Genomic DNA, 24,472 nt, shown 5'->3' with positions numbered 1-24,472 from the left:
ACGGGGGTCGCCGGAGCGACCCCCGTCCGTGGAGGGTGTCAGCCCAGGTCGTTCTGGACCAGATTCATGAAGTCCTGCGCCGAGATGGCGCCGGTCACCAGCTGAGCCGCGTTCTTCTGGCTCGTCTCCGTGGCCTTGGCGTTGAAGAGCGCCTCGAACCACAGCACGGACTCCTGCGTGGAGGCGATCCTGTCCTGGACGAGCGCGGTCAGATCGTCGACCTGCACATCTCCGTTGACCTTGAAGCCCGAGATGGTGTCCGCCTCGGAGAGCGACTCCGCTCCATAGTTGTTGGCGATGCAGGTCAGCCACTTGCCCGTGTTGTCGTTGTACGCCTTCTGCGACAACGCCATCGGCAGGCCGACGTTCGCCGGCGTCTGGCTCGAGTCGCCCGCACCGCCCGTCACGTCGGGGAACGGCATGAAGCCGATGTTCTCGGAGCCGATCTGATTCGCCGCGGGGTCGGCGAAGTTCGCCAGAGCCCAGCTGCCCATGTAGAAGAAAGCGGCCTTCCCGGTCAGGAACGTGTTGAACGCCGTGTCGTAGTCGATCGATCCGACACCCTGGCCGAACGAGCCCGCCGCGCCGAGGTCGGCGACCGCCTGGGCCGCGGCCACGTACTCGGGGTCGGTGAGCTTGGCCTTGCCGTCGGCGACCTTCTGCAGGGCGTCCGGTCCGAGGTCGCGGAAGAGATAGCCGCTGATGAGGCGCGTGAGGGGCCACCCCTGCTCACCCGAGGCGGAGAAGGGCTGGACACCCGCGCTCTGGAGCTTCGCAGCATCCGCCGTCAGCTCCGTCCACGTGGTGGGCACGTCGATGTCGTTGTCGGCGAGGATCTGCTTGTTGTACCAGATCCCCTCGATGTTGTACTGGTACGGCAGCACGTTGAAGCCGCCGTACAGCTGTTCGATCGTCGAGATGGCTGCCGGCTCGATCTGATCGATGACGCCGAGGTCGGTGAGGGTCTTCTGCAGATCGAGAACCTGGCCGCCCTGCGCGAGTTCTTTGGTGAGCGCGGGTGCGTTGCCCGCAGCGTACTGGGTGGGCAGTGCACTCTGTCCGGCGAGCAGCTGCAGCTTCTGGTCGAGCTGAGTCTGCGGGACGGTCTCGACCTGCAGAGGCTGAGCGTCGTTCTCGGCCTTGCACTGGTCTTCGCTCAGGCTCGTCAGCAGTTCGGGGATCGTGGTGTTCTCCTGATTCACCAGGAATGAGAACGAGGAGCCACCGGCAGAGCCGCCGCCTCCAGCACAGGCCGTCAATGCGAGCAGGCCGGCTGCGCCGGTCGCGATGGCGGCGACAGCGCGCCGCGAGCGCGTGGATGCTGTGGACACTTTTCCTCCTCGAAAATGCGCCTCTCTCATTGAAGCGCTTCAAGAGGATTATGCAGGGCTGCTCGGAGGGCGTCAAGGAAAATTTTGAAACGCTTCAGACCGAGGCGGCGGATATCGCGGAGCGACCCACCGTGCTCTCGCGCACGACGAGCTCCGGGCGGAGGATCGTCGTCACGTGCTCGTGCGTGGCCGGGTCCTCGTCGAGCTCGGCGAGCAGGAGGCGGACACCTTCGCGCCCCATGTCGATCCCCTGCATCTGCACCGACGTCAGGGGGATCATCCCGCCCCAGGCGGCGGAGTTGTGATCGCACCCCATCACCGCGACATCGCCCGGCACCGCGATCCCCTCGGCGCCGAACACCTGGATGAGCGCCATCGCCAAGAGGTCGGTCACCGCGATCACCCCGTCGAGGCGTCCGTCCCGCACCTGTGGCGCGAGTTCCTCGCCCGCCCGGAGGCCGCCGGGGGGGTCCAGGTTCTCGGTCGGAATCTCCTGCAGTGAGACACGGCCGTTCTCCTCGGCGACGGCACGGCGCACACCCCGCCGACGCAGCGCCACGGGTTGGAGATAGTCCCGACCCCCGACGAACGCCAGTCTCGTCCGGCCGATGTCGATGAGGTGCCGGGCTGCGAGGTACCCGACCTCTTCATTGTCGACGAGCACCTGGCAGCAGTCGTGCCGGCCGGTGTCGTAGTTCAGCATAATCGTGGGGCGGCCGTGCGTGCGGATGCGGGCGACGTCGTCGCCGGCGTCTTCCATCGGGGCCAGCAGGATGCCGCCCACGCGGGCGCCGTCGAAGAAGTCGAGATCGGCCCGCTGTTGATCGATGCGATTGTCGCTGTTGGCGACGAGGACGTTCATCGACAGCTCGGTGGCGTAGCGCTGCGCGCCTCGCGCGATGTCGACGAAGAGCGAGTTGCTGATGTCGATCACCACGAGGCCGATACTGCGGGAGCGGCCCGCGGCGAGTTGCTGCGCATTGGTGTTGCGCACGAAGCCGAGCTGGGCGATCGCACCCTGGACGCGCTCCAGCGTGGCCGGCGCGACTTTGTCGGGATGGTTCAGGACGTTGGAGACGGTCCCGATGGCCACGCCCGCTGCGCGGGCGACGTCGGTCATGCTGGGGGTTCGCCTCTGCTGCACCGCGCCCCCTTCGGCTGCCCTCGTCCTGGTTGGATGCTAGCGGATCAGCGGGAAGGGTTGATGCGCTTCAATCCTCCGTCAGCGTGTCTCGACCGTTCGTGGCTGCAGACTCGGGCGGCCTTTCGGGAGGAGGCCCGTCTCGCGAGAAAGGCGGAATCCGGGCGGGGTCGTCGTGGCGGGGGAGCGGGTCTGTCGAGGGGCGTGGGCGTGTCGGCGGCCGGCGCTACCCTTTCGCCATGACCACTGCGAACGGCGCCCACCCCGACGAACCGCACCGCCAGGGCTTGTCGCAGCGCCTGAACTGGCTCCGTGCCGGGGTCCTCGGCGCGAACGACGGCATCGTCTCGACGGCCGCGGTCGTGGTCGGCGTCGCGGGAGCCACGAGCGACACCGGTCCCGTGCTCATCGCGGGCCTGGCGGCCCTCGTCGGAGGGGCGATCTCGATGGCACTGGGGGAGTACGTCTCGGTGTCGAGTCAGCGCGACAGCGAGCACGCGCTCATCCAGAAGGAACGTCGAGAGCTCGCCGACGATCCCGAGGCCGAGCTCGCCGAGTTGGTGGGGCTCTACGAGGCGCAGGGCCTCTCGCGCGAGACCGCGACCCGCGTGGCCGCCGAGCTCACGGCATCCGATGCTCTGAAGGCGCACCTCTCGGTCGAGCTCAACATCGACGCCGACGACGTGGTGAGCCCGTGGGCCGCGGCGTTCGCCTCGGCGGTGGCGTTCACGGTGGGCGCCCTGCTGCCGCTCGCGACGATCCTGCTGGCGCCGGTGGAGATCCGGGTCGCGCTGACGTTCGTCGCCGTGCTCCTCGCGCTCGCCGTCACCGGTTACGTCGCGGCGTACATCGGCGGGGCGCGGCGAGGCCGGGCGGTGTTGCGCACCGTCATCGGCGGGGCGCTCGCGCTCGCGGCGACCTACGCCGTCGGCGCGCTCTTCGGGGTGTCGGCCGGGTAAAGGCCGCGGCTCCCTGCGTGCGAGTGCTGCTCCGCGCGGGTGAACGCTGCTCGTCACGGGTGAACGCTGCTCCTCGGGGACCGGCGGTGCCACGCGCGGCGTGAGCGCCGCCGATAAACGCCGTTCCGGGCGAGAAACGCTGTGCTGCCGCGTTTCCCGAGAGGAATGGCGTTTATCGCGGTGTGGTACTCGTGAGGCCTATCAATTAGTAGGACGTCCAGGTAATCTGGCGAGAGCGACGACGCCGTCGCCTCACGAAGGAGAGCCGCATGGACACCACCCCTGCTCCCGCGCTCGACGCCTCGTCGACCGGCACCCTGAGTTCCGACGAGCGCGCCGCGATCCTCGACGCCGTCCGCGACTTCGCGGCAACCGAGTTCGCCCCGCACACCCTCGAATGGGATGCCGAGAAGCATTTCCCCCGCGACGTGCTGCGCCGCGCGGGGGAGCTGGGTCTCGGCGGCGTCTACGTCAACGACGACGTGGGCGGCGCCGGGCTGTCTCGGGCCGACGCGGTGGCGATCTTCGAGGAGCTCGCCTACGGCGACCCCACCGTCACGGCCTACATCACGATCCACAACATGGTCGCCTGGATGATCGACACCTACGGCACCGCCGCCCAGCGGGAGCGCTGGCTGCCGTCCCTGGTCGCCATGGATGACCTCGGCGCCTACTGCCTCACCGAACCGGGGGCGGGGTCGGATGCCGCCGCCATCGCCACCTCGGCGATCCGCCACGGCGACACGTACGTGCTGACGGGCGTCAAGCAGTTCATCTCGGGCGCGGGAGAGGCGTCGGTCTACGTCGTCATGGCGCGCACGGGCGAGCCGGGTGCGCGTGGCATCAGCGCGTTCCTCGTCCCCGCGGACTCCGCCGGCCTGTCGTTCGGGCCGAACGAGAAGAAGATGGGGTGGAACGCCCAACCCACCCGTCCGGTGATCCTCGACGAGGTGCGCGTGCCGGCCGAGAACCTACTCGGCGGCGAGGGGCGCGGGTTCTCCATCGCGATGACCGCCCTCAACGGCGGGCGCCTGAACATCGCCACGTGCTCCCTCGGGGGCGCGCGGTGGGCGCTGGACCGGGCGATCGCGTACGTGCACGAGCGCTTCACCTTCGGCGAGGCCCTGAGCGAGAAGCAGTCCGTCATCTTCTCCGTGGCCGACATGGCCACCGAGCTCGACGCCGCGCGTCTGCTCGTGCGCGATGCCGCCCAGGCCCTCGATGCCAAGGATCCCGACGCCGCCACCCGCTGCGCGATGGCCAAGCGCTTCGCGACCGACGTCGGCTTCCGCGTCGCCAACGAGGCGCTCCAACTGCACGGCGGTTACGGCTACCTCCAGGACTACGGCATTGAGAAGGTCGTGCGCGATCTGCGCGTGCACCAGATCCTCGAGGGGACGAACGAGATCATGCGGCTCATCGTCGGACGCAACGTCCTCGCGGCCTGACGTGCGGTCTTCTCGGTTCGGGGCGGATTCCGCCGCTTGGGGCGTGAGATTGCCGCCCCGAACGACGACATCCGCCCCGAACCCGCCTGGGGGCGTCGCGCGAAGCGGGCACGCCGACGCGGCATGGCAGGGCTGTCGGCCGACGTCGGGGGTCCGTGCGAGCATTCGAGGGCGGGACCGACCGCTCCGCCCATCACTCGAGACCCCGGGAGGCGCCATGACCGATCAGGATGCCGCGTACGAGACGATCCGCGTCGAGCAGCGGGGCCGTGTCGGGTCGATCACCCTCGACCGCCCCGAGGCGCTCAACGCCCTCAACACGCAGACCATGCGCGACGTCGTCGCCGCGGCCGAGGCGTTCGACGCCGACGAAGGCGTGGGGGCGATCGTGGTCACGGGCAGCGAGAAGGCGTTCGCGGCCGGGGCCGACATCAAGGAGATGGAGCAGAAGTCGGGGCTCGACATGATGCTCACCGATCATTTCGGAGCCTGGGCGCGGTTCGCCGCGGTGCGCACGCCCGTGATCGCCGCGGTGTCGGGCTACGCGCTGGGCGGTGGATGCGAGCTCGCCCTCATGTGCGACGTGATCCTGGCATCCGACCGGGCGAAGTTCGGTCAGCCCGAGGTTCAGCTGGGCGTGATCCCGGGGATGGGCGGGACGCAGCGACTCGTCCGCGCGCTCGGGTACTACAAGGCCGCGGAGCTGGTGCTCACGGGGCGCATGATCGACGCCGCCGAGGCGGAGCGCGCGGGCCTCGTGTCCCGCGTGGTGCCGGCGGCGGAGCTGCTCGACGCGGCCGAGAGCACCGCCCGCACGATCGCCGAGAAGCCGCTGCCGGCGCTCTACGCCGCCAAGGCGGCCCTCGATGTCGCCCTCGAGTCCACGCTCGCCGAGGGCGTGCGCTTCGAGCGGCAGGCGTTCGCCTCGCTGTTCGACACCGCCGACCAGAAGGAGGGGATGGCGGCGTTCCGCGAGAAGCGGTCGCCGTCGTTCACGCACCGATGACCCGCCTCCGCCCGGCCCGTGCAGGCGACGACGTCGCCGGGGTCGTCGGCGTGCCCGCGGGAGACCGTCGGCCGCGCGCGGGCACCGCGTCGCCCCTCGGGGCTCAGAGCGGGTCGGGCACCGGAGCGGGGTCGGCGAAATCGCCGGCGCCCTTGCGGAAGCGCGCGATGATCCGCACGAGCGCCGTCGCGTCGTCGTCGTCGAGCCCGAGGTCGGCGAACACGGCGTTGAGCGCGTCGGTGGCCTCGTCGACCCGCCGTCGTCCCGCGTCGGTGAGCGCGAGCAGTGCGGCGCGCCCGTCGGTGGGGTGCGGCTCGCGCGTCACGTACCCGTCGCGCGCGAGGCGCTCGACCGTGTTGGTGACGCTCGTCGGATGCACCTGCAGGCGCGCGATGGCGCTGGCCATCGGCATCCGTCCCTCCCGCGTGAAGGCGAGCAGCCGCAGCATCTCGAAGCGCGAGAACGACAGGTCGAAGGGCTTCAGCGCCCGGTCGATGGATGCCATGAGCAACTGGTGCGCGCGGATCACCGAGGTGACGACCGTCATGCCGTCGGCCGCGTCGTCCCACCCGTGCGCCAGCCACTGGCGCTTGGCTTCGGCGATCGGGTCGACCGGCAGTCGTCGGGTCATGGGTCCTCCTCGCTTGTCACGGTACCGCTCACGCGGCGCGGCGGCCCCCTCGCCCCGGAGTGACCGGGGGCCCTCACGCGGCGCGGCGGCCCCCTCGCCCCGGGGTGACCGGGGGCTGAGCCTGTCGAAGCCGTCGCGGGTTCCGGTCCCTTCGCCGAACTCGGAGACCTCTGTCTCGGCGCGCCATCGGACGACCTCGTCGAGGCCCGCGTTCCCCCGCCGCGAGGTCGCGGCATCCGACCCCCGAACGAAGGAGCCGCGTCGATGAAGATCGTGGTGCTCATCAAAGAAGTCCCCGACACGTGGGGCGAGCGTCGTCTCGACCTCGAGACGGGGCTCACCGACCGTGCCGCGTCGGCCCCGGTGCTCGACGAGATCGACGAGCGCGCGGTCGAGGCGGCGCTCGCGCACGCCGACGCGCACCCCGGCACCGAGGTCGTGGTCCTCACCATGGCTCCGGCATCGGCCACGGCGACGGTGCGCAAGGCCCTCGCGATGGGCGCGACCTCGGCCGTGCACGTCGTCGACGACGCCCTGCGGGGCGCCGACCTGCTGCTGACCGCCGATGTGCTCGCCGCGGCGATCCGCCGCACGGGCTTCGACCTCGTGATCGCGGGCAACCTCTCCACCGACGGCGGTGGGGGAGTCGTTCCCGCGATGGTGGCCGAGCTCCTCGGCGTGCCGCAGCTCACGGCGCTGTCGAGCCTCGACATCGCCGACGACACGGTGTCGGGCGAGCGCGTGAGCGATGCCGGGACGATGCGGGTGTCGGCATCCCTGCCCGCGGTGGTCTCGGTCACCGAGGCGCTTCCCGAGGGGCGCTTCACGACCTTCAAAGGCATCATGGCCGCGAAGAAAAAGCCCTTCGACACCGTGGATGCCGCCGACCTCGGCGTCGTGGCCGAAGACCCGGCGCAGGCGCGGTACATCATGCTGTCGGTCGCCGAGAGGCCGCCGCGCGCGGCCGGGACGAAGATCGTCGACGAGGGCGACGCCGGCGAGAAGCTTGCGGCCTTCCTCCTCGCCGAGGGGGTGGCGTGATGAGCGTCGCCCTGGTCCTGCTCGAGGTGCTGCCGTCCGGAGCGCTCGCCGCCTCGGCCGCCGGGCTGCTGACGGCGGGGGCCGCGGTGGGGGAGCCGGTGGCGGTGCTCGCCGCTCCGGCTGCGCTGCTCGACGACGCCGCCGCGGAGGCCGCGGAGCTCGGAGCGGTGCGCGTGCTGACCGCCGCGGTCGACCCCGACCTGCTGACGGGCCCCGTCGTCGATGCGCTCGCCGCGGCGGTGGCGGCCGAGAGTCCCGATCTCGTGCTGGTCTCGAACGCGATCGAGTCGCGGGATGCCGCGGCGCGCCTCGCAGTGCGGTTGCGCCTCCCCCTCGCGACCGACATCGTCGGCGTCGGGCGCGACGAGCTCGGCGTCGTGGCCCATCACGCCGCGTTCGGCGGAGCTTTCACGGTCGAGGGAGCACCCACGTTCGGCCCCCTCGTCGCGACCCTGCGCCCCGGGGCGGTCGACGCGCGCCTCGACGCGCGACCGCTCGAGGTGCACGGCCTGCAGGTGACGGCATCCGCGATCCCGTCCGCGCGGGTCGAGGACTTCTCCGAGACCAGGGCCCCCTCGACGCGGCCCGAGCTGCGCGGAGCGGCCGCGGTCGTCGCCGGCGGTCGGGGAGTGGGATCGAAGGAGGACTTCGCCCTCGTCGAGCAGCTCGCCGACGTGCTCGGCGCGGCCGTCGGCGCCTCGCGCGCGGCCGTCGACGCGGGGTACGCCCCGGCGAGCACGCAGGTGGGACAGACCGGGGTCTCGGTGTCGCCGCGGCTGTACGTGGCGCTCGGGATCTCGGGGGCGATCCAGCACCGGGCGGGCATGCAGACGGCGGGCGTGATCGTAGCGGTCGACAAGAACCCCGACGCACCCATCTTCGACATCGCCGACTTCGGTATCGTCGGAGATCTGTTCACCGTCGTCCCGCAACTCATCAGCGCGCTAGAGGCCCACAAGAAGTAGATGGCGTCCACACCCCGCACTCCGCGTCGCGGGCTGCCGCGCGTCCCCGGTGGGGAGCCCTGGCCGCCCGCGGGTTCCGACGCGTCCGGCGACGCGTCCCCTCCGGACGCCGGGGGGAGTTCGCAGAGCGGCGCGCACCTCGCGGATTCCGCCCCGCGGGAAACGAACAACGCGACGAACCCCGAGCTGTCGCCGACGGATGCCGAGGGCTCCCGCCCCGAGCCGGGGTCCGGGGCCACCGTGCGCCGAGGGCTTCCGCGCGAGCCGGGCGGGGAGCCCTGGCCTCCGGCATCCCTCGCTCCGTCCGACGCGGGTGCGACGCCCGTCCCCGCATCGGATCGGGGCGATGCGATCGGATCGGAGGTGCCGTCGCGTGCGGTTCCGGTCCGCGACCCCGCCTCCGACGAGCCCGCGGGCAGCGGCACCGCCTCGCGCCCGGCCGCCGCGCCTGCGGAGACGGATGCCGTGGCCGGCGATGTGCGTCGAGGGCTCCCGCGCGAGCCGGGCGGGGAGCCCTGGCCCCCGGCATCCGGTGCGGGTTCGCGGGCGGCAGCGGAATCGCAGCGGCGTGACGGAGTCGGGGCGGGGGCGCCCACGCCTCCGACGTCGGTGCCCGTTTCCGACCGGGGGTCGGAACAGGACGCTGGCGGCGGGATGCCCCCGCGCCCGCTTACGTCGTCGCGCCCCTCGCGGGGAGTGGCCGGACCGCCCGTTGCGGCGGGAGTGACCGCAGCGTCAGCTGCACCGGGAGCGACCGGCGGGCCCGCTGCGCCCGGAGTGCCGAAAGCCCCGGAGGTGCCCGCAGCCCTCGCGGACGCCGCCCCGCGCCCTCCCCTCACGGTTCGCCGGACCGTCTGGCCCGGGGCCGCAGCGCGACGCGCGCGGGCCGGCGCGACGCCCGGCGCCGGCTCCGCCGCGAAACCCCGACCGGCCGCGGCGAAAACCGCTCCCGCCGCTCTGCGCGACTACTCGCCCGTCCAGCTGCTCGGATCGACGGCCGTTCTCGGCGTCTTCGCGCTCGCCCTGGTCGGCATCGCCGTGCTGCTCGCGCGTTTCGTGCTCGCGATCGGACCCGGGCGCGACTTCCTCGCCGCCTTCCCCGGCGAATACCCCCTTCCCGCGTCCGCGCCCGTCGGATTGCCCGCGTGGCTCAACTGGTCGCACTTCCTCAACAGCTTCTTCCTGCTGCTGATCATCCGCACCGGCTGGCAGGTGCGCCGCGAGAAGAGGCCCTCCGCCTTCTGGTCTCCGCGCACCGACAAGAGGAGGCGCATCAGTCTCACCCTGTGGTTCCACCAGGCGCTCGACATCCTGTGGATCGCGAACGGCGCCGTGTTCGTCGTGCTGCTGTTCGTCACCGGACAGTGGATGCGGATCGTGCCGACGTCGTGGGAGGTCTTCCCGAACGCCCTCTCGGCGGCGCTCCAGTACGCCTCCCTCGACTGGCCCACCGAAAACGGGTGGGTGAACTACAACAGCCTGCAGCAGCTGTCGTACTTCGCCATCACCTTCGTCGCCGCTCCTCTCGCGATCGTCAGCGGTGTGCGCCTGTCGGGGATCTGGCCGAAGGATGCCGAGAAGCTCAACCGGCTGTATCCGGCGGAGTGGGCGCGCAAGGTCCACTTCCCGACGATGCTCTTCTTCGTGGCGTTCATCGTCGTGCACGTGGCCCTCGTGCTCGCCACCGGTGCCCTTCGCAACCTGAACCACATGTACGCCGCCCGCGGGTCGGTCGACCCCGAGGCGTACACGAGCGATCCGACCGGTCTGTTGATCTTCGCGGCATCCCTCGTGGTGATGGCCGCGGCGTGGATCGCCGCGCGGCCCGCGGTGCTCGTGCCGATCGCCCGCCTGTTCGGCGAGGTCAAGCAGCGCTGAACCGCGCGCGGGTCCGGCGGGAGCGCGGAGACCGCCCCCGGTCGCCGAGGAGGCACGCGACCGCGGCCGACCGCATGCGGCCTCGGCGGGAGCCCGCGATCCGGCGACGGCCGCTGCCCTCGGCGGCGGCCTGCGGGGTCGGCGACGACCCGCGGCCTCGCAGACGACCCGCGGTCGAGCGGGCCTCAGGTGCGCGCGCGGAGACCGGCGACGATGAGGTCGAGGCCGAAGGCGAAGTCGCCGCTCGTCGCGTCGGCAGCGGCGAGGTCGGCGCCCGCGCCCCCGGCGGACTCCGGCCGCGCCCCCGCACTGTCGTACTGCAGGCGCTGCTGCTCGTGCCAGACGAAACCGAGCACATAGTGCAGCACGGTCGTGGCGACCCGGCGGGCGGTGGCGGCGTCGGAGCCGGGGGCGGTGACGGCGGCAGACAGGCGTTCGAGCGCGACCGACGAGCCCAGGCCCATCGCGAGCGTGCTCGAGACCACCTCGGCGCCGTCGCGATAGGCGAGCAGTGCGTCGCGCAGGGCATTCGCCTCGCGGGACAGGTCGACGGCGGCGCCGGTTGCCATGCGGCTCACGATCCGATCCGACAGCTCCGCGAGAAGCGACTGCTTGTTCGGGAAATGCCAGTAGAGGGCGCTCGGCTGCACCTCGAGCGCCGTCGCGAGGCGGCGCATCGTGAGGTCGGGGAGGCCGTGATCGTCGAGGATGCGCAGGGCCGCGCGCGCGACGTCGTCGGCGGAATGTCCTCGCGGTGCCATGGGGATGAGTATAGTGAACGCCGTTCAAGTGAACACCGTTCAGGAAGGCCTCCCCATGACCCGTCGCCTCGACGCCACCGACCTCGCCCGCGTCGCCGTCTTCGCCGCTCTCATCGCGGTCCTCGGCCTGCCCGGGAGCTTCCCGGTCTTCGGCGGTGTGCCCATCACCGCCCAGACGCTCGGCGTCATGCTCGCCGGCGCCGTCCTCGGCCCCTGGCTCGGCGCGCTGTCGGTGACGGTGCTGCTCGCCCTGGTCGCGGTGGGTCTCCCCCTGCTCGCCGGGGGACGGGGCGGGTTCGGCGTCTTCCTCGGCCCGACCGCCGGATACGCGCTCGGATGGATCCTCGGCGCGATCGTCATCGGCCTCATCGTCCACGCGGGCGGTCGGCGCCCGGTCGTCTGGCGCACCGTCCTCGCGATGCTCCTTGGAGGCGTCGTGGCGATCTACGCCCTCGGCATCCCGGTGCAGAGCCTGGTCACCCGCCTCCCGCTTGGTGAGACCATCCTCTCCAGCTTCGTCTTCGTGCCCGGCGACCTGCTCAAGGCGGCGGTGGCGACGGTGGTGGTGACCGCCCTCGTGCGGGCCTATCCCCGCGGATTCCGCCGCGAGTGGAACGCGCAGGCCCCCGCGCGGGTCGAGGCCGGAACCACCGCGTGAGCACGATCCGCTGCGACGGGCTGTCGGCCCGCCTCGGCGGTCGCGACGTGCTGCGCGAGGTCACCCTCGACCTCGCCGCCCGAACGATCGCCGTCATCGGTGACAACGGTTCGGGCAAGTCGACCTTCGCGCGGCTCGTCGCGGGCCTCGTGACACGTTCGGCGGGAGACCTGAGCGTGCGGGGCCTCGACCCCGACCGGGATGCCGTCGAGCTTCGCCGCCGCGTCGCCCTGGTGCTCAGCAATCCCGATGCGCAGATCGTCATGCCGGTGGTCGCGGACGACGTCGGTTTCTCGCTACGCTCCGAGCGTCTGCCGAAGGCCGAGCGCGCGGAGCGGGTGGCCCGGGCCCTCTCGCGTTTCGGTCTCGCCGATCTCGCCGATCGACCGGCGCACGATCTGTCCGGAGGGCAGAAGCAGCTGCTGGCGCTGTGCGGGGCCTTCGTGCGCGCTCCCGACCTCGTCGTCGCCGACGAACCCACGGCCTACCTCGACGCCCGCAATGCGCGGCTCGTGGCCGATCACCTCCTGGCCGACACCGGTCACGCCCTCGTCCTCGTGACCCACGACCTCGACCTCGCGCGACGCTGCGACGCCGCCGTGCTGTTCGCCGAGGGTTCCGTGGTCGCCGCGGGTACAGCATCCGGAGTCGTCGACGCCTACGAACGGACGCTCGCGTGCTGAGCCTCTACCGACCCGGCGACGGCTTCCTGCACCGGATGCCGGCGGGCCCCACGATGCTCCTGCTCGCGGTCGTCGCGCTCGGCCTGGCATCGCTGCCGAGCGCCGCGTGGGCGGCCGCCGTCTGCGCCGCAGCGGTCGTCGTCGCCTACGCCGCGTCGGGCCTGGGGATGCGCGAACTGGGCCGGCAGGTCGGGGGTCTGCGCTGGATCCTCGCGATCACCGCGATCGGCCAGCTCGTCTTCCTCGGCCCCGAGCCCGCGCTGGCCAACACCGCCCGCGTCGCGGCCGCGCTGCTCATCGCGGCCCTGCTGCCGCTGACCACCCGCGTCGACGACATGCTCGACGCGCTCGAGCGCGGTCTCCGCCCGCTGCGGAGGATCGGGATGGATGCCGAGCGCGCGGCGCTCCTGCTCGCCGTGACCATCACGACCGTCCCCGTCCTCGCGCGGCTGGCCGCCGAGGTGCGCGAGGCGCAGCGCGCCCGCGGGGTGCGGCCGTCGCTGCGAGCGGGCATCCTTCCCTTCGTCGTGCTCTCGCTGCGGCACGCCGACCAGCTCGGCGAGGCCCTCGCCGCCCGCGGCGTTCGCTGAACGCGGGTCCGTTGCGCTCGCGTGGGTGTTCGGCTGCGCCTCGTCGAGCGGGTCGCTCGCCCTCTTCGCCGCCTCGGCCACACGACTCTTGTGTCGTCTCGGCCGCACAACCTCGGCAGGGGTGACCTTGTCCCACTTATGGCCGGTCGTGGGCCTTGCAAGTGGCCATAAGTGGGACGGGCACCGCAATAAGTGGGACACATGCACGACCGGAGGGGAGGGGGTGACGAAGGGCGGCGGCCGCTGGCGGCGGGGTGCGGGTTCAGGTATCGCCGGGGTCTCGGGGCGGGGTAGCGGTGACCTTGTCCCACTTATGACCGGTCGTGGGCCTTGCAAGTGGCCATAAGTGGGACAAGCACCGCCACAAGTGGGACAAGCACCGCCACAAGTGGGACGAGGGATGAACGACGGGACGTGCTACGCGCCGGCCGCCCGCCCAGCGGCGAAGCCCTCGGCGTACGCCTCATCGGCGCCCTGGCGGAACATGTCGCGGGCGGGATCGCGCACGATCGAGCGCGCGCCGGGCAGGTCGAGGTCGCCCACGAGGTCGGCGCGTCCGCGCACGATCGCGACGGGACGGCGCGAGGCCTTGCCCTTCACCAGATCGGTGGCGGCGGCGATCTCGTCGGCCACGCACGGCAGGGTCACCACGAGGGGGCGGCCCTCGGCATCCACCGTTCCGCGGAGGTCCTCGAACACGTGGATGCCGCCGGCCCCGATCGCGTGATCGGTCTGGCCTTCGCGCCAGGCCCGGCCGAGCGTGTCGGTGATGATCACGCCCACGTGCGCTCCGGTCGCCGTGCGCAGGCCGGTCGCGAGGGCGCGCGCCGAGGCGTCGGGGTCGACGGGGAGCAGCAGCACGGTGCCCTCGGGGGTGTTGCTCGCGTCCACGCCGGCGGCGGCGGAGACGATGCCGAGCGGGTTCTCCACGATGCGCGTCACGTGCCCGGTGGGGGAGGTGCGGGAGGCCACGAGCCGCACGGTTTCGCGCGTGATCGCGTCCTCGCGATCGGCGGCCTCGATGATGCGCCCCTCCGCCTTCGACACGATCTTGCTCGTGACGACGACGATGTCGCCGTCGGCGAGGGGCTGGGCGAGGGCATCCAGGATCACCCCGACGAGGTCGTCTCCCGGGGTGATCTCACGGATGCCGTCGAGGGCCCAGATCTGCAGCACGGTCAGCGGACGAAGCGCACCTCGGTGAGCTCCTCGCCGAGGAAGGGCTCGGTGTGCGACGCGCCGTCGAGCGCGAAGCCGTTGCGCGCGTAGAAGCGGTGCGCGCGCGGGTTGTCGTCGGCGACCCAGAGGTACAGGCCCTCGCCCTCTTCGACGGCGGCGTCGAAGAGCTGCTGGCCGATGCCCGTGCCGTGGTGGGCGTCGAGCAGGTAGATGAAGTACAGCTCGCGCTCGCGCGGGGCGTCGTCGTCGCGCGCGGGGCCCGAGCCTACGAAGCCGACGATCTCGCCGTTCACGAGGGCGGCGTGCATGCGGTATCCGTCGCCCTGGGCGGCCCAGTGGGTCCAGAGCTCCGCCATGCGACGCGGCGAGACGGCCTCGAGGGCCGCCTTGCTGATGAGGTGGTCGTAGGTCTCGTGCCAGCAGGTGGCGTGCACGCGGCCCAGGGCCTCGGCATCCACATCGCGCACCGGACGGACGACGATGTCGGTTCGGGTTTCCGCAGTCATGGCGTGACTCTACGCGCGGCCCGGGCGCAGGTGAAATCGACGGTGAGGGGCGGCCGGATGCGCTAATGGAGGGTTCGTTCGGAGGCGTGTGGCACGATGCCGCCGTGCCGCAACGTCAGCCGCTCACCTCCGTCGAGGCGCGTATCGACGCGGTCGCCCACCGCCTGCTCGCGGGAGCGCCCACGAGGGGTGCGCGGGCGCGCGCGGTCGAGTTCGGTGTGTTCGTGCTCAAGCAGGCGTGGGCGTGCGTGTTCGGCGCCGCGTTCCTGGTCGTGGTGCTCGCGGCGAAGCTCTGGTATCCCGACGACGCCGCGCTCGCGCGCAACGACGCCCTGACGATCGCCGCCGTGCTGATCCAGGTCGCCATGGTGGCGGGGCGCCTCGAGACCCTGCGGGAGCTGCGCGTCGTCGTGCTCTTCCACATCGTCGGCACCGTGATGGAGCTGTTCAAGACCGACGTCGGGTCGTGGATGTACGCCGCCGACGGCATCCTGCGCCTCGGCGGTGTGCCGCTGTACAGCGGCTTCATGTACGCCGCGGTCGGCAGCTACATGGTGCGCGTGTACCGGCTGTTCGACCTCCGCTTCTCGCGCTACCCCCGCCGGTGGCTCACCGCGGTGGTCGCCGCGCTGATCTACGTCAACTTCTTCTCGCATCACTGGATCGTCGATCTGCGCTGGATCCTCCTCCTCGCCGTCGTCGTGCTGTGGGCCCGCACGACGATGCACTTCCGCTTCTTCCGCGGCACGTTCCGGATGCCGCTGCTGCTGGCCTTCTCGGGAGTGGCGCTGTTCATCTGGCTCGCCGAGAACATCGCCACCTACGCGGGGGCGTGGCTGTACCCCTCGCAGGTGGGCGGGTGGCATCCGGTCGATGCGTCGAAGCTGTCGTCGTGGTTCCTGCTCATGATCGTGTCGGTCGTGCTGGTGACGTGGGTGTATCCGCCGCGGGGACCGGATGCCGAGGAGCCCGCGGCGACGGGGTGAGACGGCGTTCTGTGGAGAACCGACAACGAGATCGCCGATCCGTCGTGGACTCGCTACGCTCGCCCCTCGTGAACGTCCTCTGGCGCACGCTTCTCGTGCTCTTCCGTGCCCGCCGTCGCCTCCGCCGCGAGGGACCCATCGACCCCAACACGGTCGCGCGCCTGGGCATCCGCGTGCTGCCGACCGACATCGACCTGCTGCGGCACCTGAACAACGGCCGCTACCTCTCGCTGTTCGATCTGGGCCGGTGGGACCTGCTGACGCGCACCGGTCTGCTCGCGGCGATGACGCGCCAGGGGTGGTACGCCGTGGTCGCGGCCGAGACCATCACCTTCCGCCGCTCGCTCGAGCTGGGGCAGCGGTTCGAGCTCGAGACGCGCCTGATCGGACACGACGACCGGGCTGTCTACCTCGAGCACCGCGCGCTGGTGAAGGGCGAGATCTACGCCCGCGCCATGATCCGGGCCCGCATCCTGCGCCGCACCGGCGGAACCGTTCCGCACGACGAGCTCTTCGCCGCGGTCGGTCGCCCCGAGGGGCTGCCCGACATCGAGTCGTGGGTGCACGACTGGGCCGCGGGTTCCGCGCTGCCCTCGACGAAGCGCCCGGCGCCCAGCGTCTGGAGCTGAGCGCGGGGCGCGACGGAACCCCGGCCCCGCGGCATCCGCCGAAAGGAACGGGGAGTGGATGCCGTGCGCCGCGGCCCGCGCCCCCTCACCCGATCCCGCGCGCAGCGCCGAGGAGCGGGTGGGCGCCGGCTCAGCGACCGAAGCGGGCGTCGAGCCAGGCCACCTGCTTCATGAAGTGGCGATAGCCGCCGCCCTCGTGGCCGTTGTAGCGGTACACCTCGATCTCGGCGTCGGCGGAGGCCAGCGCGTGGAACGACGCGAAGACGCCCGAGGGCAGTACGACATCGTCCATGAGCCCGACCGAGAAGAGTGCGGGGGCGGTGATGCGGCGGGCGAGAACGGCTCCGTCGACGTAGGAGAGGGTGCGCAGCACCGCGTCTTCGGCATCCCTGTGGGTGGAGAGGAATCGCGTGATCTCGGTGAACGGGGCGAGGGGGGTGCGCACGATCGCGTTCGGGAAATCGGCGAGGAACGGCACGTCGGGCAGGAGCGCGGCCACCGCATCCCCTGCCAGGGCCGCGGCGGCGATCGCGAGTCCGCCGCCCTGGCTGCCGCCGGTGACGGCGATGCGCGACGCGTCGACGCCGTCCAGCCGCGAGACCTCGTCGACCAGCCGCACCGCGTCGGTGTAGAGGCGGCGGTAGTAGTAGTCGCGGGGGTCGAGGATGCCCCGGGTCATCACACCCGGGAAGGCGGCGGCCGATCCGTGCGGATCGGGGGTGTCGCCGACGCTCCACGTCGATCCCTGCCCGCGGGTGTCCATGATGACGTGGACGTAGCCCGCCGTCGCCCAGGCGGTCTTCTCGCCGGGCAGTCCCCGGCCGCCGCCGTAACCGATGAACTCGACGACCGCCGGCAGGTCGTCGTCGCCGTGCGGGCGCACGACCCAGCCGCGGATCTCGTCGCCGCCGAAGCCCGTGAACGTCAGGTCCTGCACGCGCAGGGCCCGCACCGGCGAGGCGACATCCGCGAGCCGGAGCGGGCGGGCCGCCGCCCGCGCCTCGGCGAGCGTCTCGTCCCAGAACGCGTCCAGATCGTCGGGCGCGGTGAGCGCCGGACGGTACTCCCGCAGGAGCTCGAGGGGAAGGTCGGTGAAAGTCTGGGCCATGCGGATCTCCGTCGATGTGGGGGCTGCACCGACAGTAGCGAACAGCGCGGCGGTGCCCTCGCGTCTGCGACGCCCCGCGCGGAGCGGATCGGGTGACGGCAGCGTGACCCCGCGCGCACGGCAGTGCCCCGGCCGCACACGACGGCCGGGGCACCGGGGTACCCGGAGGGATCAGCTGGTGAGCAGGCGCAGGCCGTAGGTCTGCAGGATCTCGTTCACCGGCTGGAAGTACGTCGTGCCGCCCGACGTGCAGTCGCCGGAGCCGCCCGAGGTCACGCCCTGGGCCTGGTTGCCGGCGAGCAGCGACCCGCCCGAATCGCCGGGCTCCGCGCACACGGTCGTGCGGATCAGCCCTGAGACCGACCCCTCGGCGTACCGCACGGTGGAGGTGAAGCCCTGGATCTGGCCGCAGTGCCATCCGGTCGTCGACCCCGATCGGCAGACCGTGGCGCCCACGGCGGCCTGGGTCGATCCCTTGACCGCGACCGCGCCGCCGGCGTAGTCCATGACCTGCCCCACGGGCGTGTGCGACGGGGTCGCGACCCAGGCGTAGTCGTTACCCGGGAACGACGAGCCCTGGAACGTGCCGTAGGTCGTGCTGTCGCCGGTCTCACCACAGTGACCGGCGGTGACGAAACCGCCCTGCACGGCGAAACCGACCGAGCAGCGGCTCTGGTTGTTGATGTTGTAGGCCATGCCGCCGCGGATGGTGGCGAAGGTCTGCGGTGCGGCGGCCCCCGTCTCGAGGCGCACGGCGTCGGCCGGAGCGCCCAGGCCGGCGGCGAAGTCGGCGGCGGCCTGCTCGCCTCCCGCCACGACGTCGAGCACGACATCGTTGGCCTCGACATCGATCCACCACGAGGGGATGACGTCGGGAACCGGTGCGGTCTCCAGTCGCGCGGTGATCGCTTCGAGGTCGTCGAGGGAGTGCGCGACCTCGACCGGCACGGCGCCGGCATCGACCGCGGCGGTCGACGCGGCATCCGTCGTCACCGCCGCGTAGACCGTGCGGGTGGTCTCGTCGAGCCAGGCGCCGGCGTACGCGTCACCCGTCGCCGACGCGACGTCATCCGTGGTCTCGGCCGCGTCGGCCTGGAAACGCAGGACATCGGCCGCGCCCTCGACGTCGGTGCCGAGATCGGCGGCCATCGCCTGCAGGAGCTGCGCGTCGACGCCGTCGACGGCGGCATCCGTCGGGGGGACGGGGGTCTGCGCCAGCGCGGGAGCGGTGGCGACGGTGGTCAGGAAGAGGCCGAGGGCGGCAGCGCCGACGACCGTTTTCGATATGCGGTTCACGTGGAGTGACCTTCCATCCAGGGGGGATAAATGGTGGGTACCCACGGCCATGAAAACACGGCGAGGACGAAATGCGAAGGATTTTCCTCGCGTTGCTGTCCTCGGTGCAACAACGCCGATCCGCTCGATCCGCCTCTTGCGCGGCGGGCCGCCGGGATGCAACGCGCGCGATGCCTAGGCTGACGCTCATGAGCACCAACGACCCTCGCGCCACCGGTCCTGCGCTCTCCTCCGACGTCGCCGAGCGTGCCGCGACGCGCATCACCGCCTTCTCGACGCGCCGCGCCTCACCGGCCCGCGGCGATGTCGCCGCCGACGCCGCAGCCGCGGATTTCACCGCCGCCGCCGTCGACGGCGTGCTCCGGCCCGAGAGCCTCACGGCCTCGGCCGCGGCCCTGCACCGCCTGGCCGAGGTCGCGCCCTCGTCGCTCCCGTGGTTCGTGCGCGGTGCCCTCCAGCTGGGCGGCGCGGTCGCGCCCGTGATGCCGACGCCCGCCGTCCCCCTCGCCAAGCGCACCCTGCGCGAGCTGACGGCCGCGCTCGTCGTCGACGCGCGTCCCGAGCGCCTCGCCGCCGGTCTCGCGTCACTCGCGGCGGACGGCGAGAGCCTCGACCTGCGCCTGGTCGGACCCGCCGTGCTCGGCGACACGTCCGCGCGGCGCCGGCTCGACGGCATCCGGGCCCTCGTCGCGCGCGACGACGTCGACCGTGTCTCGTTCCCACTCGCCGACGCGGTGGCGGGTCGCTCGGCCTGGGCCTTCGACGCCGAGGTCGAGCATGCGGCCGAGCGGGTTCTGCCGCTGTTCCTCGACGCGCTCGCGGCCGGGACGCATCTCACCCTCGTCGTGCGCGACCGCGCCGAGCTCGACGCGAGCGTCGCGGTGCTCACGCGCGTGCTCGAGGAACCGCGTCTGGCCGGTGCGCGCGCGGGCATCGCCCTTCCCGTGGGCGTCGCCGAGACCGTCGACGCCGTCCGCGAGCTCGCGGCGTGGGCGCGGCAGCGCGTGCAGGACGGCGGCGAGCGTCTCACCCTGCGCCTGGACGACGCGCCGATCCCGACCACGGATGCCGTGACCTCCGCCCGCCACGGCTGGCCCGCGCCCGCCGTCACGACGCGCGACGACGTCGATGCCGCGCTCGTTCGCGCACTGCGCGAGGCGCTGAGCCCGCGCGCCCTCGACGGTGTGCGCGTCGAGGTCGCCACGGCCGACCCGGAGCGCGCGGCCCTCGCCCTCGCGCTCGGCGACGACGTCGCACTCGTCCTGCCGCGTGGCACCGCGTGGGTCCCCGACATCGCTCCGGTGCGCACGGTGGCTGTCGTGCATCCCGACGACCTCGACGCGGTCGCCGCGGCCCCGGCCGCGCTGTTCGCCGCGACCGTCGCCACGGCGCCCGCCCTCCCCCCGGCGGCGCCGGTGCTCGCGGGCGACACGCCCTCCGACGCCGCCCCGGACCGCGCGGGCGATCCCGACACCGCGGCGCTCGAGACCGCCGCCGTCGCCGCTCGCGCGCGGCGGGCGCTCTCCGCCGCCGACGCGCCCCCGCCCGCGATGCGCACGCCGCAGCGCGACCTCGCGCAGGAGCCCGCGATCCTGCGCGACCCCGCCGACGCCGACGCCGACGACCCGGGGCTCACCCAGGCCGTGCTGGGCATCGCGCGCGAGGCCGCGGCATCCGAGGACACCTCCGCCCTGGGTCCCGACGTGCAGCAGATGCTCTTCGGCGGGCAGGCGTTCGTCGACACCGCGGTGTTCTCGGCGCGCGAGAGTGCGGAGCTCGCCGGGGGAGCCGCGGGCTTCCGGAACACCGCCGACACCGATCCGACCGTCGCCGCCGACCGCGCCTGGGGCCTCGCCGTGCTCGACCGCGTGGGCGGCTCGATCGTGGGCGACGCGACGGCCGCCGCGGGGCGCATCGACGACGAGGCCGGCCTCGACGAGGTCGTGGCGCGCGTGCGCACGGGAGCCGAGGCGTGGGGCGCGTTGGCCGCCGCCGATCGCGCGGGCGTGCTGCTTGCGGCGTCGCGGACTCTCGCGGACCGTCGCGCCGACCTGATCGAGGTGCTCGCATCCGAGGGGGGCGCGCTGCTGTCCGAGGCCGACGCGGAGGTGAGCCAGGCGGTCGACGCCGCCGCGTACTACGCCGCCACCGCCAAGGAGCTCGACCGGGTACCGGGGGCCGTGTTCGTCCCCGATCGCCTCACGGTCGTCGCGCCCCGATGGAACGCGTCGGTGGGACTGTGCGCGGCCGAGACGCTCGCCGCTCTCGTCGCGGGATCGGGCGTTCTGCTCACGCCCTCGCCGCGGGCACGCCGTGCCGGAGCGGTCGTCGCCGAAGCGCTGTGGGCGGCGGGCGTGCCGCGCGATGTGCTCGCGTACGTCGACCTGAACGAAGACGCCTCCGGCCGGGCGCTCATCGCCCACCCGGGCGTCGACCGCGTCCTGCTCGCGGGGGCCCGGACCACCGCCGAGCGTTTCGCCGGGTGGCGCCCCGCGCTGCGCCTGCAGGCGCTGACCGCCGGACGCAACGCCGTGATCGTGGCCCCGTCCGCCGACCTCGACGAGGCCGTGGCCGACATCGTGGCCGGGGCGTTCGCGCGCGCCGGCCAGGCGGCCACCGCGGTGTCGCTCGTCATCCTCGTCGGTGCGGTCGCGCGCTCCGCGCGGTTCACCGAGCAGCTGAAGGATGCCGTGACCTCGCTGCGCGTGGGCCCGGCCGACGACCCGCTGTCCGACGTCGGGCCGCTGGTCGAGGAGCCGACGGGCGAGGTCCGGCGCGCCCTGACCGTGCTCGGCGACGGCGAGCGGTGGCTCATCGAGCCGCGCGAGCTCGACCTCGGCCCCGAGACGGCCGGTCGCTTCTGGTCGCCCGGCGTGCGCACGGGCGTCACCGCCGGGTCGCACCTGACCCGGGCCGCGGTGGCGGCGCCGGTGCTCGGCATCCTGCACGCCCCCACCGTGACGCGGGCGATCGAGCTGCAGAACGCGATCGGCTCGGGCTTCGTCGCCGGGTTGCACACGCGCGACACGGCCGACCTCGACCTGTGGCTCGACACCGTCGAGGCCGCGGTGCTGCGGGTGAACCGACCCTCGACGGGGGCCGTGGTGCAGCGCGAGCCGATCGGCGGGTGGGGCGAGGCGACGGTCGGCGACGGAGCGATGTCGGGCGGACCCAACCGGCTCGTGACGCTCGGTTCGTGGCGTCCTTCGACGGGTGGGGCGTCGTCGTCGACGCTGCACCTCAGGGGGCTCGACAGCCGCATCACGGCGCTCATCGAGGCCGCGCAGCCGACCCTGTCGTACGAGGCGTTCGACTGGCTCCGCCGCGGAGCGCTGTCGGACGCCGTGGCGTGGGACCGGGAGTACGGCCGCGTGCGCGACGTCTCGCGCCTCGGCGTCGAGCGGAACCTCCGCCGCTACCGCCCGGCCGACGTGGCCGTGCGCGCGACGGCCGACGCCCCCTGGCAGGCGGTGCTGCGGGTGCTCGTCGCCGCGGTGCGCTCGGGATCGACCTTCTCGCTCAGCACCCCGGTGGGCCTTCCCGCCGCGGTGCGCCACCTGCTCGGCGAGAGCGAGATCGCGGTCTCGGTCGAGAGCGACGAGGAGTGGCTGCAGCGCCTGGCGGGTGGCATCCCGGATGCCGAGACCCTCGGCGCCGACGCCCCGGTCGTCGCTCCCCGGCCGGGGCGCGTGCGCCTGGTCGGCCCTGCGGCCACGGTCGCAGCGGTGCGCACGGCGGTCGCCCAGACGGTCGGCGCCGACGTGTCGCTGACCCTCTACACCGACGAGGTCACCACCGCGGGGCGGCTCGAGCTGCTGCCGTTCCTGCGCGAGCAGGCGGTGTCGATCGGCGCGTTCCGCTTCGGTCGGGTCGACGGCTGGAGCGCCGAGGTGATCTGAGGCCCGCGGTCCCTCGCCGGGCGAGGTCGCCTGATCGTGACGACGGCACCGGCTGTGGTGCGGTGGGGACGCATGCGCTCGCGCGGACCGTGCGATCTCGGTGGAGCGCCGCGGAGCGCGGGCCACCGGGTTTCGAAAACGTTTAGCGGCAACGCCTCCGGGCGGTAACGTCGGAGGCCGAACGCGAGGAGCACCGATGACCGCTGCCCGACTCACTCTCGACCCCCGATTCCCGATCGGGGCCGTCCGTCGCCGTCTGTTCGGCGGGTTCGTCGAACACCTTGGCCGTCACGTCTACGACGGCATCTACGAACCCGGCCACCCGGAGGCGGATGAGCAGGGCTTCCGCCGTGACGTGCTCGACCTCGTGCGCGAGCTGGGCGTCTCGATGATCAGATACCCCGGCGGCAATTTCGTCTCGGGCTTCCGGTGGGAGGACAGCGTCGGCCCACGCGCGCAGCGCCCGCGCCGCCTCGACCTCGCGTGGCACTCGACCGAGACGAACGAGATCGGCCTCCACGAGTTCGCCGACTGGCTCGACAAGGCCGGCAGCGACCTCATGCTCGCCGTCAACCTCGGCACCCGGGGCGTGCTCGAGGCCCTCGACCTGCTCGAGTACAGCAACGTGCCCGGGGGCACGACCCTGTCGCAGCAGCGCATCGACAACGGCCGCACGGACCCGTTCGGCGTGCAGGTGTGGTGCCTCGGCAACGAGATGGACGGGCCCTGGCAGCTCGGCCACCGCTCGGCCGACGACTACGGCAAGATCGCCTCGCAGACCGCGAAGGGGATGCGTCAGCTCGACCCGTCGATCGAGCTCGTCGTGTGCGGGTCGTCGGGAGCGCAGATGCCGACGTTCGGCGAGTGGGAGCGCGTCGTTCTGGAGCACACCTACGACGACGTCGACATGATCTCGTGTCACGCGTACTACCAGGAGCACGACGGCGACATCGACTCGTTCCTCGCCTCCTCCGTCGACACCGACCGCTTCATCGAGGCCGTCATCGCGACCGCCGACCACGTCGGTGCGGTGCGCGGCAGCGACAAGAGGATCGACATCTCGTTCGACGAGTGGAACGTCTGGTACATGGACCGCGTCGACTCCGTGAAGCCGGCGGCGATCGACGACTGGCCCGTCGCCCCGCGCCTGCTCGAGGACGTCTACTCGGCTCTGGATGCCGTGGTCTTCGGCAGCCTCATGATCTCGCTCCTCAAGCACGCCGACCGCGTGGCATCCGCCTCGCTCGCCCAGCTCGTCAACGTCATCGCGCCGATCATGACCGAGCCCGGTGGACCGTCGTGGCGCCAGACGACGTTCTTCCCCTTCGCGATCACCTCGCGCCTCGCGCAGGGCGACGCCGTGCGTCTGCAGGTCGAGTCGCCGGTGATCGAGACGGAGAAGTTCGGCGCGGTCCCGGCGGTGGACGCCGTCGCCACCCACGATCCCGAGACCGGGGCGACGGCGATCTTCCTCGTGCACCGCGGCCGTGCGGAAGCGATCGAGCTGCGGATCGACGTCGCGGGTCTCGGGGACGTCGAGGTCGCCGAGGCGCACCTGCTCCACGACGACGACCCCTACGCCCGCAACACGCTCGAAAACCCCGATCGCGTGCAGCCGGGGGCACTCGAGACCCGTGTCGTCGACGGCATCCTGTACGTCACGCTGCCGCCCATCGCGTGGGCGGCGGTCTCGCTCGCGCGCGTGACGCGGTCGGGGTGACGGTTCGGGGCGCGATTCCGCCTTCGGGGTAGAAGAATCACGCCCCGAACAGAGAAT

At 72.5% G+C, this 24,472-nt stretch carries 21 protein-coding genes; 13 read left to right on the top strand and 8 right to left on the bottom strand.

The window, feature by feature from the left end; all coding sequences use genetic code 11:
* Window positions 1–38 precede the first annotated feature (38 nt).
* Together Q0818_RS14155 and Q0818_RS14150 are read right to left on the bottom strand one after the other, a co-directional pair.
* On the bottom strand, window positions 39–1,331 hold the full coding sequence (locus Q0818_RS14155) for an extracellular solute-binding protein (RefSeq protein WP_298876195.1): 1,293 nt from the start codon (window positions 1,329–1,331) through the stop codon (window positions 39–41).
* Between the two features lie 94 nt (window positions 1,332–1,425).
* On the bottom strand, window positions 1,426–2,451 hold the full coding sequence (locus tag Q0818_RS14150; RefSeq protein WP_298876193.1) for a LacI family DNA-binding transcriptional regulator: 1,026 nt from the start codon (window positions 2,449–2,451) through the stop codon (window positions 1,426–1,428).
* Window positions 2,452–2,711: 260 nt separating this feature from the next.
* Here Q0818_RS14150 and Q0818_RS14145 point away from each other — a divergent pair, with 260 nt between their 5' ends.
* From Q0818_RS14145 to Q0818_RS14135, 3 genes are all read left to right on the top strand, one after another.
* Window positions 2,712–3,431, top strand: a complete 720-nt coding sequence (locus Q0818_RS14145) for a VIT family protein (protein ID WP_298876191.1) — start codon at window positions 2,712–2,714, stop codon at window positions 3,429–3,431.
* Window positions 3,432–3,700: 269 nt separating this feature from the next.
* The gene (locus Q0818_RS14140) at window positions 3,701–4,879 is read left to right on the top strand and encodes an acyl-CoA dehydrogenase family protein (RefSeq protein WP_298876189.1); all 1,179 of its coding nucleotides are present in this window, start codon (window positions 3,701–3,703) and stop codon (window positions 4,877–4,879) included.
* 217 nt (window positions 4,880–5,096) lie between these two features.
* Window positions 5,097–5,885, top strand: coding sequence for an enoyl-CoA hydratase-related protein (locus Q0818_RS14135; RefSeq protein WP_298876188.1), 789 nt, complete (start codon window positions 5,097–5,099; stop codon window positions 5,883–5,885).
* A gap of 103 nt (window positions 5,886–5,988) precedes the next feature.
* On the opposite strand, the gene Q0818_RS14130 is transcribed toward Q0818_RS14135, so the two are convergent.
* The gene (locus Q0818_RS14130) at window positions 5,989–6,516 is read right to left on the bottom strand and encodes a MarR family transcriptional regulator (RefSeq protein WP_298876185.1); all 528 of its coding nucleotides are present in this window, start codon (window positions 6,514–6,516) and stop codon (window positions 5,989–5,991) included.
* Window positions 6,517–6,780: 264 nt separating this feature from the next.
* Here Q0818_RS14130 and Q0818_RS14125 point away from each other — a divergent pair, with 264 nt between their 5' ends.
* The 3 genes from Q0818_RS14125 (at window position 6,781) to Q0818_RS14115 (ending at window position 10,400) form a co-directional block, all read left to right on the top strand.
* Window positions 6,781–7,557, top strand: coding sequence for an electron transfer flavoprotein subunit beta/FixA family protein (locus Q0818_RS14125; protein WP_298876183.1), 777 nt, complete (start codon window positions 6,781–6,783; stop codon window positions 7,555–7,557).
* On the top strand, window positions 7,557–8,522 hold the full coding sequence (locus Q0818_RS14120) for an electron transfer flavoprotein subunit alpha/FixB family protein (RefSeq protein ID WP_298876180.1): 966 nt from the start codon (window positions 7,557–7,559) through the stop codon (window positions 8,520–8,522). The genes Q0818_RS14125 and Q0818_RS14120 overlap by 1 nt, the downstream gene beginning before the upstream one ends.
* Before the next feature lie 795 nt (window positions 8,523–9,317).
* Window positions 9,318–10,400, top strand: coding sequence for a cytochrome b/b6 domain-containing protein (locus Q0818_RS14115; protein ID WP_298876177.1), 1,083 nt, complete (start codon window positions 9,318–9,320; stop codon window positions 10,398–10,400).
* Between the two features lie 185 nt (window positions 10,401–10,585).
* Here the strand turns inward: Q0818_RS14115 and Q0818_RS14110 are convergent, their stop codons facing one another.
* Entirely contained in the window at window positions 10,586–11,161 is a 576-nt protein-coding gene (locus Q0818_RS14110; RefSeq protein ID WP_298876175.1) for a TetR/AcrR family transcriptional regulator C-terminal domain-containing protein, read from the bottom strand.
* A gap of 55 nt (window positions 11,162–11,216) precedes the next feature.
* Here Q0818_RS14110 and Q0818_RS14105 point away from each other — a divergent pair, with 55 nt between their 5' ends.
* The 3 genes from Q0818_RS14105 to Q0818_RS14095 are packed head-to-tail and all read left to right on the top strand — an operon-like array spanning window position 11,217 to window position 13,092.
* On the top strand, window positions 11,217–11,819 hold the full coding sequence (locus Q0818_RS14105; RefSeq protein WP_298876172.1) for a biotin transporter BioY: 603 nt from the start codon (window positions 11,217–11,219) through the stop codon (window positions 11,817–11,819).
* Window positions 11,816–12,502, top strand: coding sequence for an ABC transporter ATP-binding protein (locus Q0818_RS14100; protein WP_298876169.1), 687 nt, complete (start codon window positions 11,816–11,818; stop codon window positions 12,500–12,502). The genes Q0818_RS14105 and Q0818_RS14100 overlap by 4 nt, the downstream gene beginning before the upstream one ends.
* Window positions 12,496–13,092: an energy-coupling factor transporter transmembrane component T gene (locus tag Q0818_RS14095; protein WP_298876167.1), complete on the top strand. Its 597-nt coding sequence runs from the start codon at window positions 12,496–12,498 to the stop codon at window positions 13,090–13,092. Before Q0818_RS14100 ends, Q0818_RS14095 begins: the two co-directional genes overlap by 7 nt.
* Before the next feature lie 417 nt (window positions 13,093–13,509).
* Here the strand turns inward: Q0818_RS14095 and cofE are convergent, their stop codons facing one another.
* Entirely contained in the window at window positions 13,510–14,268 is a 759-nt protein-coding gene (cofE, locus tag Q0818_RS14090) for a coenzyme F420-0:L-glutamate ligase (RefSeq protein WP_298876164.1), read from the bottom strand.
* Between the two features lie 2 nt (window positions 14,269–14,270).
* A complete protein-coding gene (locus tag Q0818_RS14085) occupies window positions 14,271–14,777 on the bottom strand; it encodes a GNAT family N-acetyltransferase (protein ID WP_298876161.1) in 507 nt (168 codons plus the stop codon).
* A 65-nt stretch (window positions 14,778–14,842) separates the two neighbouring features.
* On the opposite strand from Q0818_RS14085, the gene Q0818_RS14080 reads away from it, so the two are divergent.
* Window positions 14,843–15,763: a DUF817 domain-containing protein gene (locus Q0818_RS14080; RefSeq protein ID WP_298876159.1), complete on the top strand. Its 921-nt coding sequence runs from the start codon at window positions 14,843–14,845 to the stop codon at window positions 15,761–15,763.
* A 68-nt stretch (window positions 15,764–15,831) separates the two neighbouring features.
* Window positions 15,832–16,392, top strand: coding sequence for an acyl-CoA thioesterase (locus Q0818_RS14075; protein WP_298876156.1), 561 nt, complete (start codon window positions 15,832–15,834; stop codon window positions 16,390–16,392).
* A 130-nt stretch (window positions 16,393–16,522) separates the two neighbouring features.
* Here the strand turns inward: Q0818_RS14075 and Q0818_RS14070 are convergent, their stop codons facing one another.
* On the bottom strand, window positions 16,523–17,500 hold the full coding sequence (locus tag Q0818_RS14070) for an acetylxylan esterase (RefSeq protein WP_298876153.1): 978 nt from the start codon (window positions 17,498–17,500) through the stop codon (window positions 16,523–16,525).
* A 171-nt stretch (window positions 17,501–17,671) separates the two neighbouring features.
* Window positions 17,672–18,796 (bottom strand): trypsin-like serine protease, encoded by a 1,125-nt coding sequence (locus Q0818_RS14065; protein WP_298876150.1) that lies wholly within the window; start codon window positions 18,794–18,796, stop codon window positions 17,672–17,674.
* Window positions 18,797–18,984: 188 nt separating this feature from the next.
* Between Q0818_RS14065 and Q0818_RS14060 the strand changes: the two genes are divergently transcribed.
* Both Q0818_RS14060 and Q0818_RS14055 read left to right on the top strand, forming a co-directional pair.
* Complete coding sequence (locus Q0818_RS14060; RefSeq protein WP_298876148.1) at window positions 18,985–22,695, top strand: aldehyde dehydrogenase family protein; 3,711 nt, start codon at window positions 18,985–18,987, stop codon at window positions 22,693–22,695.
* Window positions 22,696–22,891: 196 nt separating this feature from the next.
* The gene (locus Q0818_RS14055; protein ID WP_298876145.1) at window positions 22,892–24,415 is read left to right on the top strand and encodes an alpha-N-arabinofuranosidase; all 1,524 of its coding nucleotides are present in this window, start codon (window positions 22,892–22,894) and stop codon (window positions 24,413–24,415) included.
* Window positions 24,416–24,472 lie beyond the last annotated feature (57 nt).

The sequence above is a fragment of the uncultured Microbacterium sp. genome (assembly GCF_947489255.1).
Classification (GTDB): domain Bacteria; phylum Actinomycetota; class Actinomycetes; order Actinomycetales; family Microbacteriaceae; genus Microbacterium; species Microbacterium phycohabitans.
Note: the sequence above shows the minus strand (reverse complement) of the source record. Positions and strands in the feature narration are given on the sequence as shown.

Bases quoted from the DNA above. Each gene is read 5' to 3' on its own strand.
- Q0818_RS14150 (WP_298876193.1), bottom strand. From the start codon at position 2,451: ATGACCGACGTCGCCCGCGCAGCGGGCGTGGCCATCGGGACCGTCTCC.
- Q0818_RS14145 (WP_298876191.1), top strand. From the start codon at position 2,712: ATGACCACTGCGAACGGCGCCCACCCCGACGAACCGCACCGCCAGGGC.
- Q0818_RS14140 (WP_298876189.1), top strand. From the start codon at position 3,701: ATGGACACCACCCCTGCTCCCGCGCTCGACGCCTCGTCGACCGGCACC.
- Q0818_RS14135 (WP_298876188.1), top strand. From the start codon at position 5,097: ATGACCGATCAGGATGCCGCGTACGAGACGATCCGCGTCGAGCAGCGG.
- Q0818_RS14130 (WP_298876185.1), bottom strand. From the start codon at position 6,516: ATGACCCGACGACTGCCGGTCGACCCGATCGCCGAAGCCAAGCGCCAG.
- Q0818_RS14125 (WP_298876183.1), top strand. From the start codon at position 6,781: ATGAAGATCGTGGTGCTCATCAAAGAAGTCCCCGACACGTGGGGCGAG.
- Q0818_RS14120 (WP_298876180.1), top strand. From the start codon at position 7,557: ATGAGCGTCGCCCTGGTCCTGCTCGAGGTGCTGCCGTCCGGAGCGCTC.
- Q0818_RS14110 (WP_298876175.1), bottom strand. From the start codon at position 11,161: ATGGCACCGCGAGGACATTCCGCCGACGACGTCGCGCGCGCGGCCCTG.
- Q0818_RS14105 (WP_298876172.1), top strand. From the start codon at position 11,217: ATGACCCGTCGCCTCGACGCCACCGACCTCGCCCGCGTCGCCGTCTTC.
- Q0818_RS14085 (WP_298876161.1), bottom strand. From the start codon at position 14,777: ATGACTGCGGAAACCCGAACCGACATCGTCGTCCGTCCGGTGCGCGAT.
- Q0818_RS14080 (WP_298876159.1), top strand. From the start codon at position 14,843: ATGGAGGGTTCGTTCGGAGGCGTGTGGCACGATGCCGCCGTGCCGCAA.
- Q0818_RS14070 (WP_298876153.1), bottom strand. From the start codon at position 17,500: ATGGCCCAGACTTTCACCGACCTTCCCCTCGAGCTCCTGCGGGAGTAC.
- Q0818_RS14060 (WP_298876148.1), top strand. From the start codon at position 18,985: ATGAGCACCAACGACCCTCGCGCCACCGGTCCTGCGCTCTCCTCCGAC.
- Q0818_RS14055 (WP_298876145.1), top strand. From the start codon at position 22,892: ATGACCGCTGCCCGACTCACTCTCGACCCCCGATTCCCGATCGGGGCC.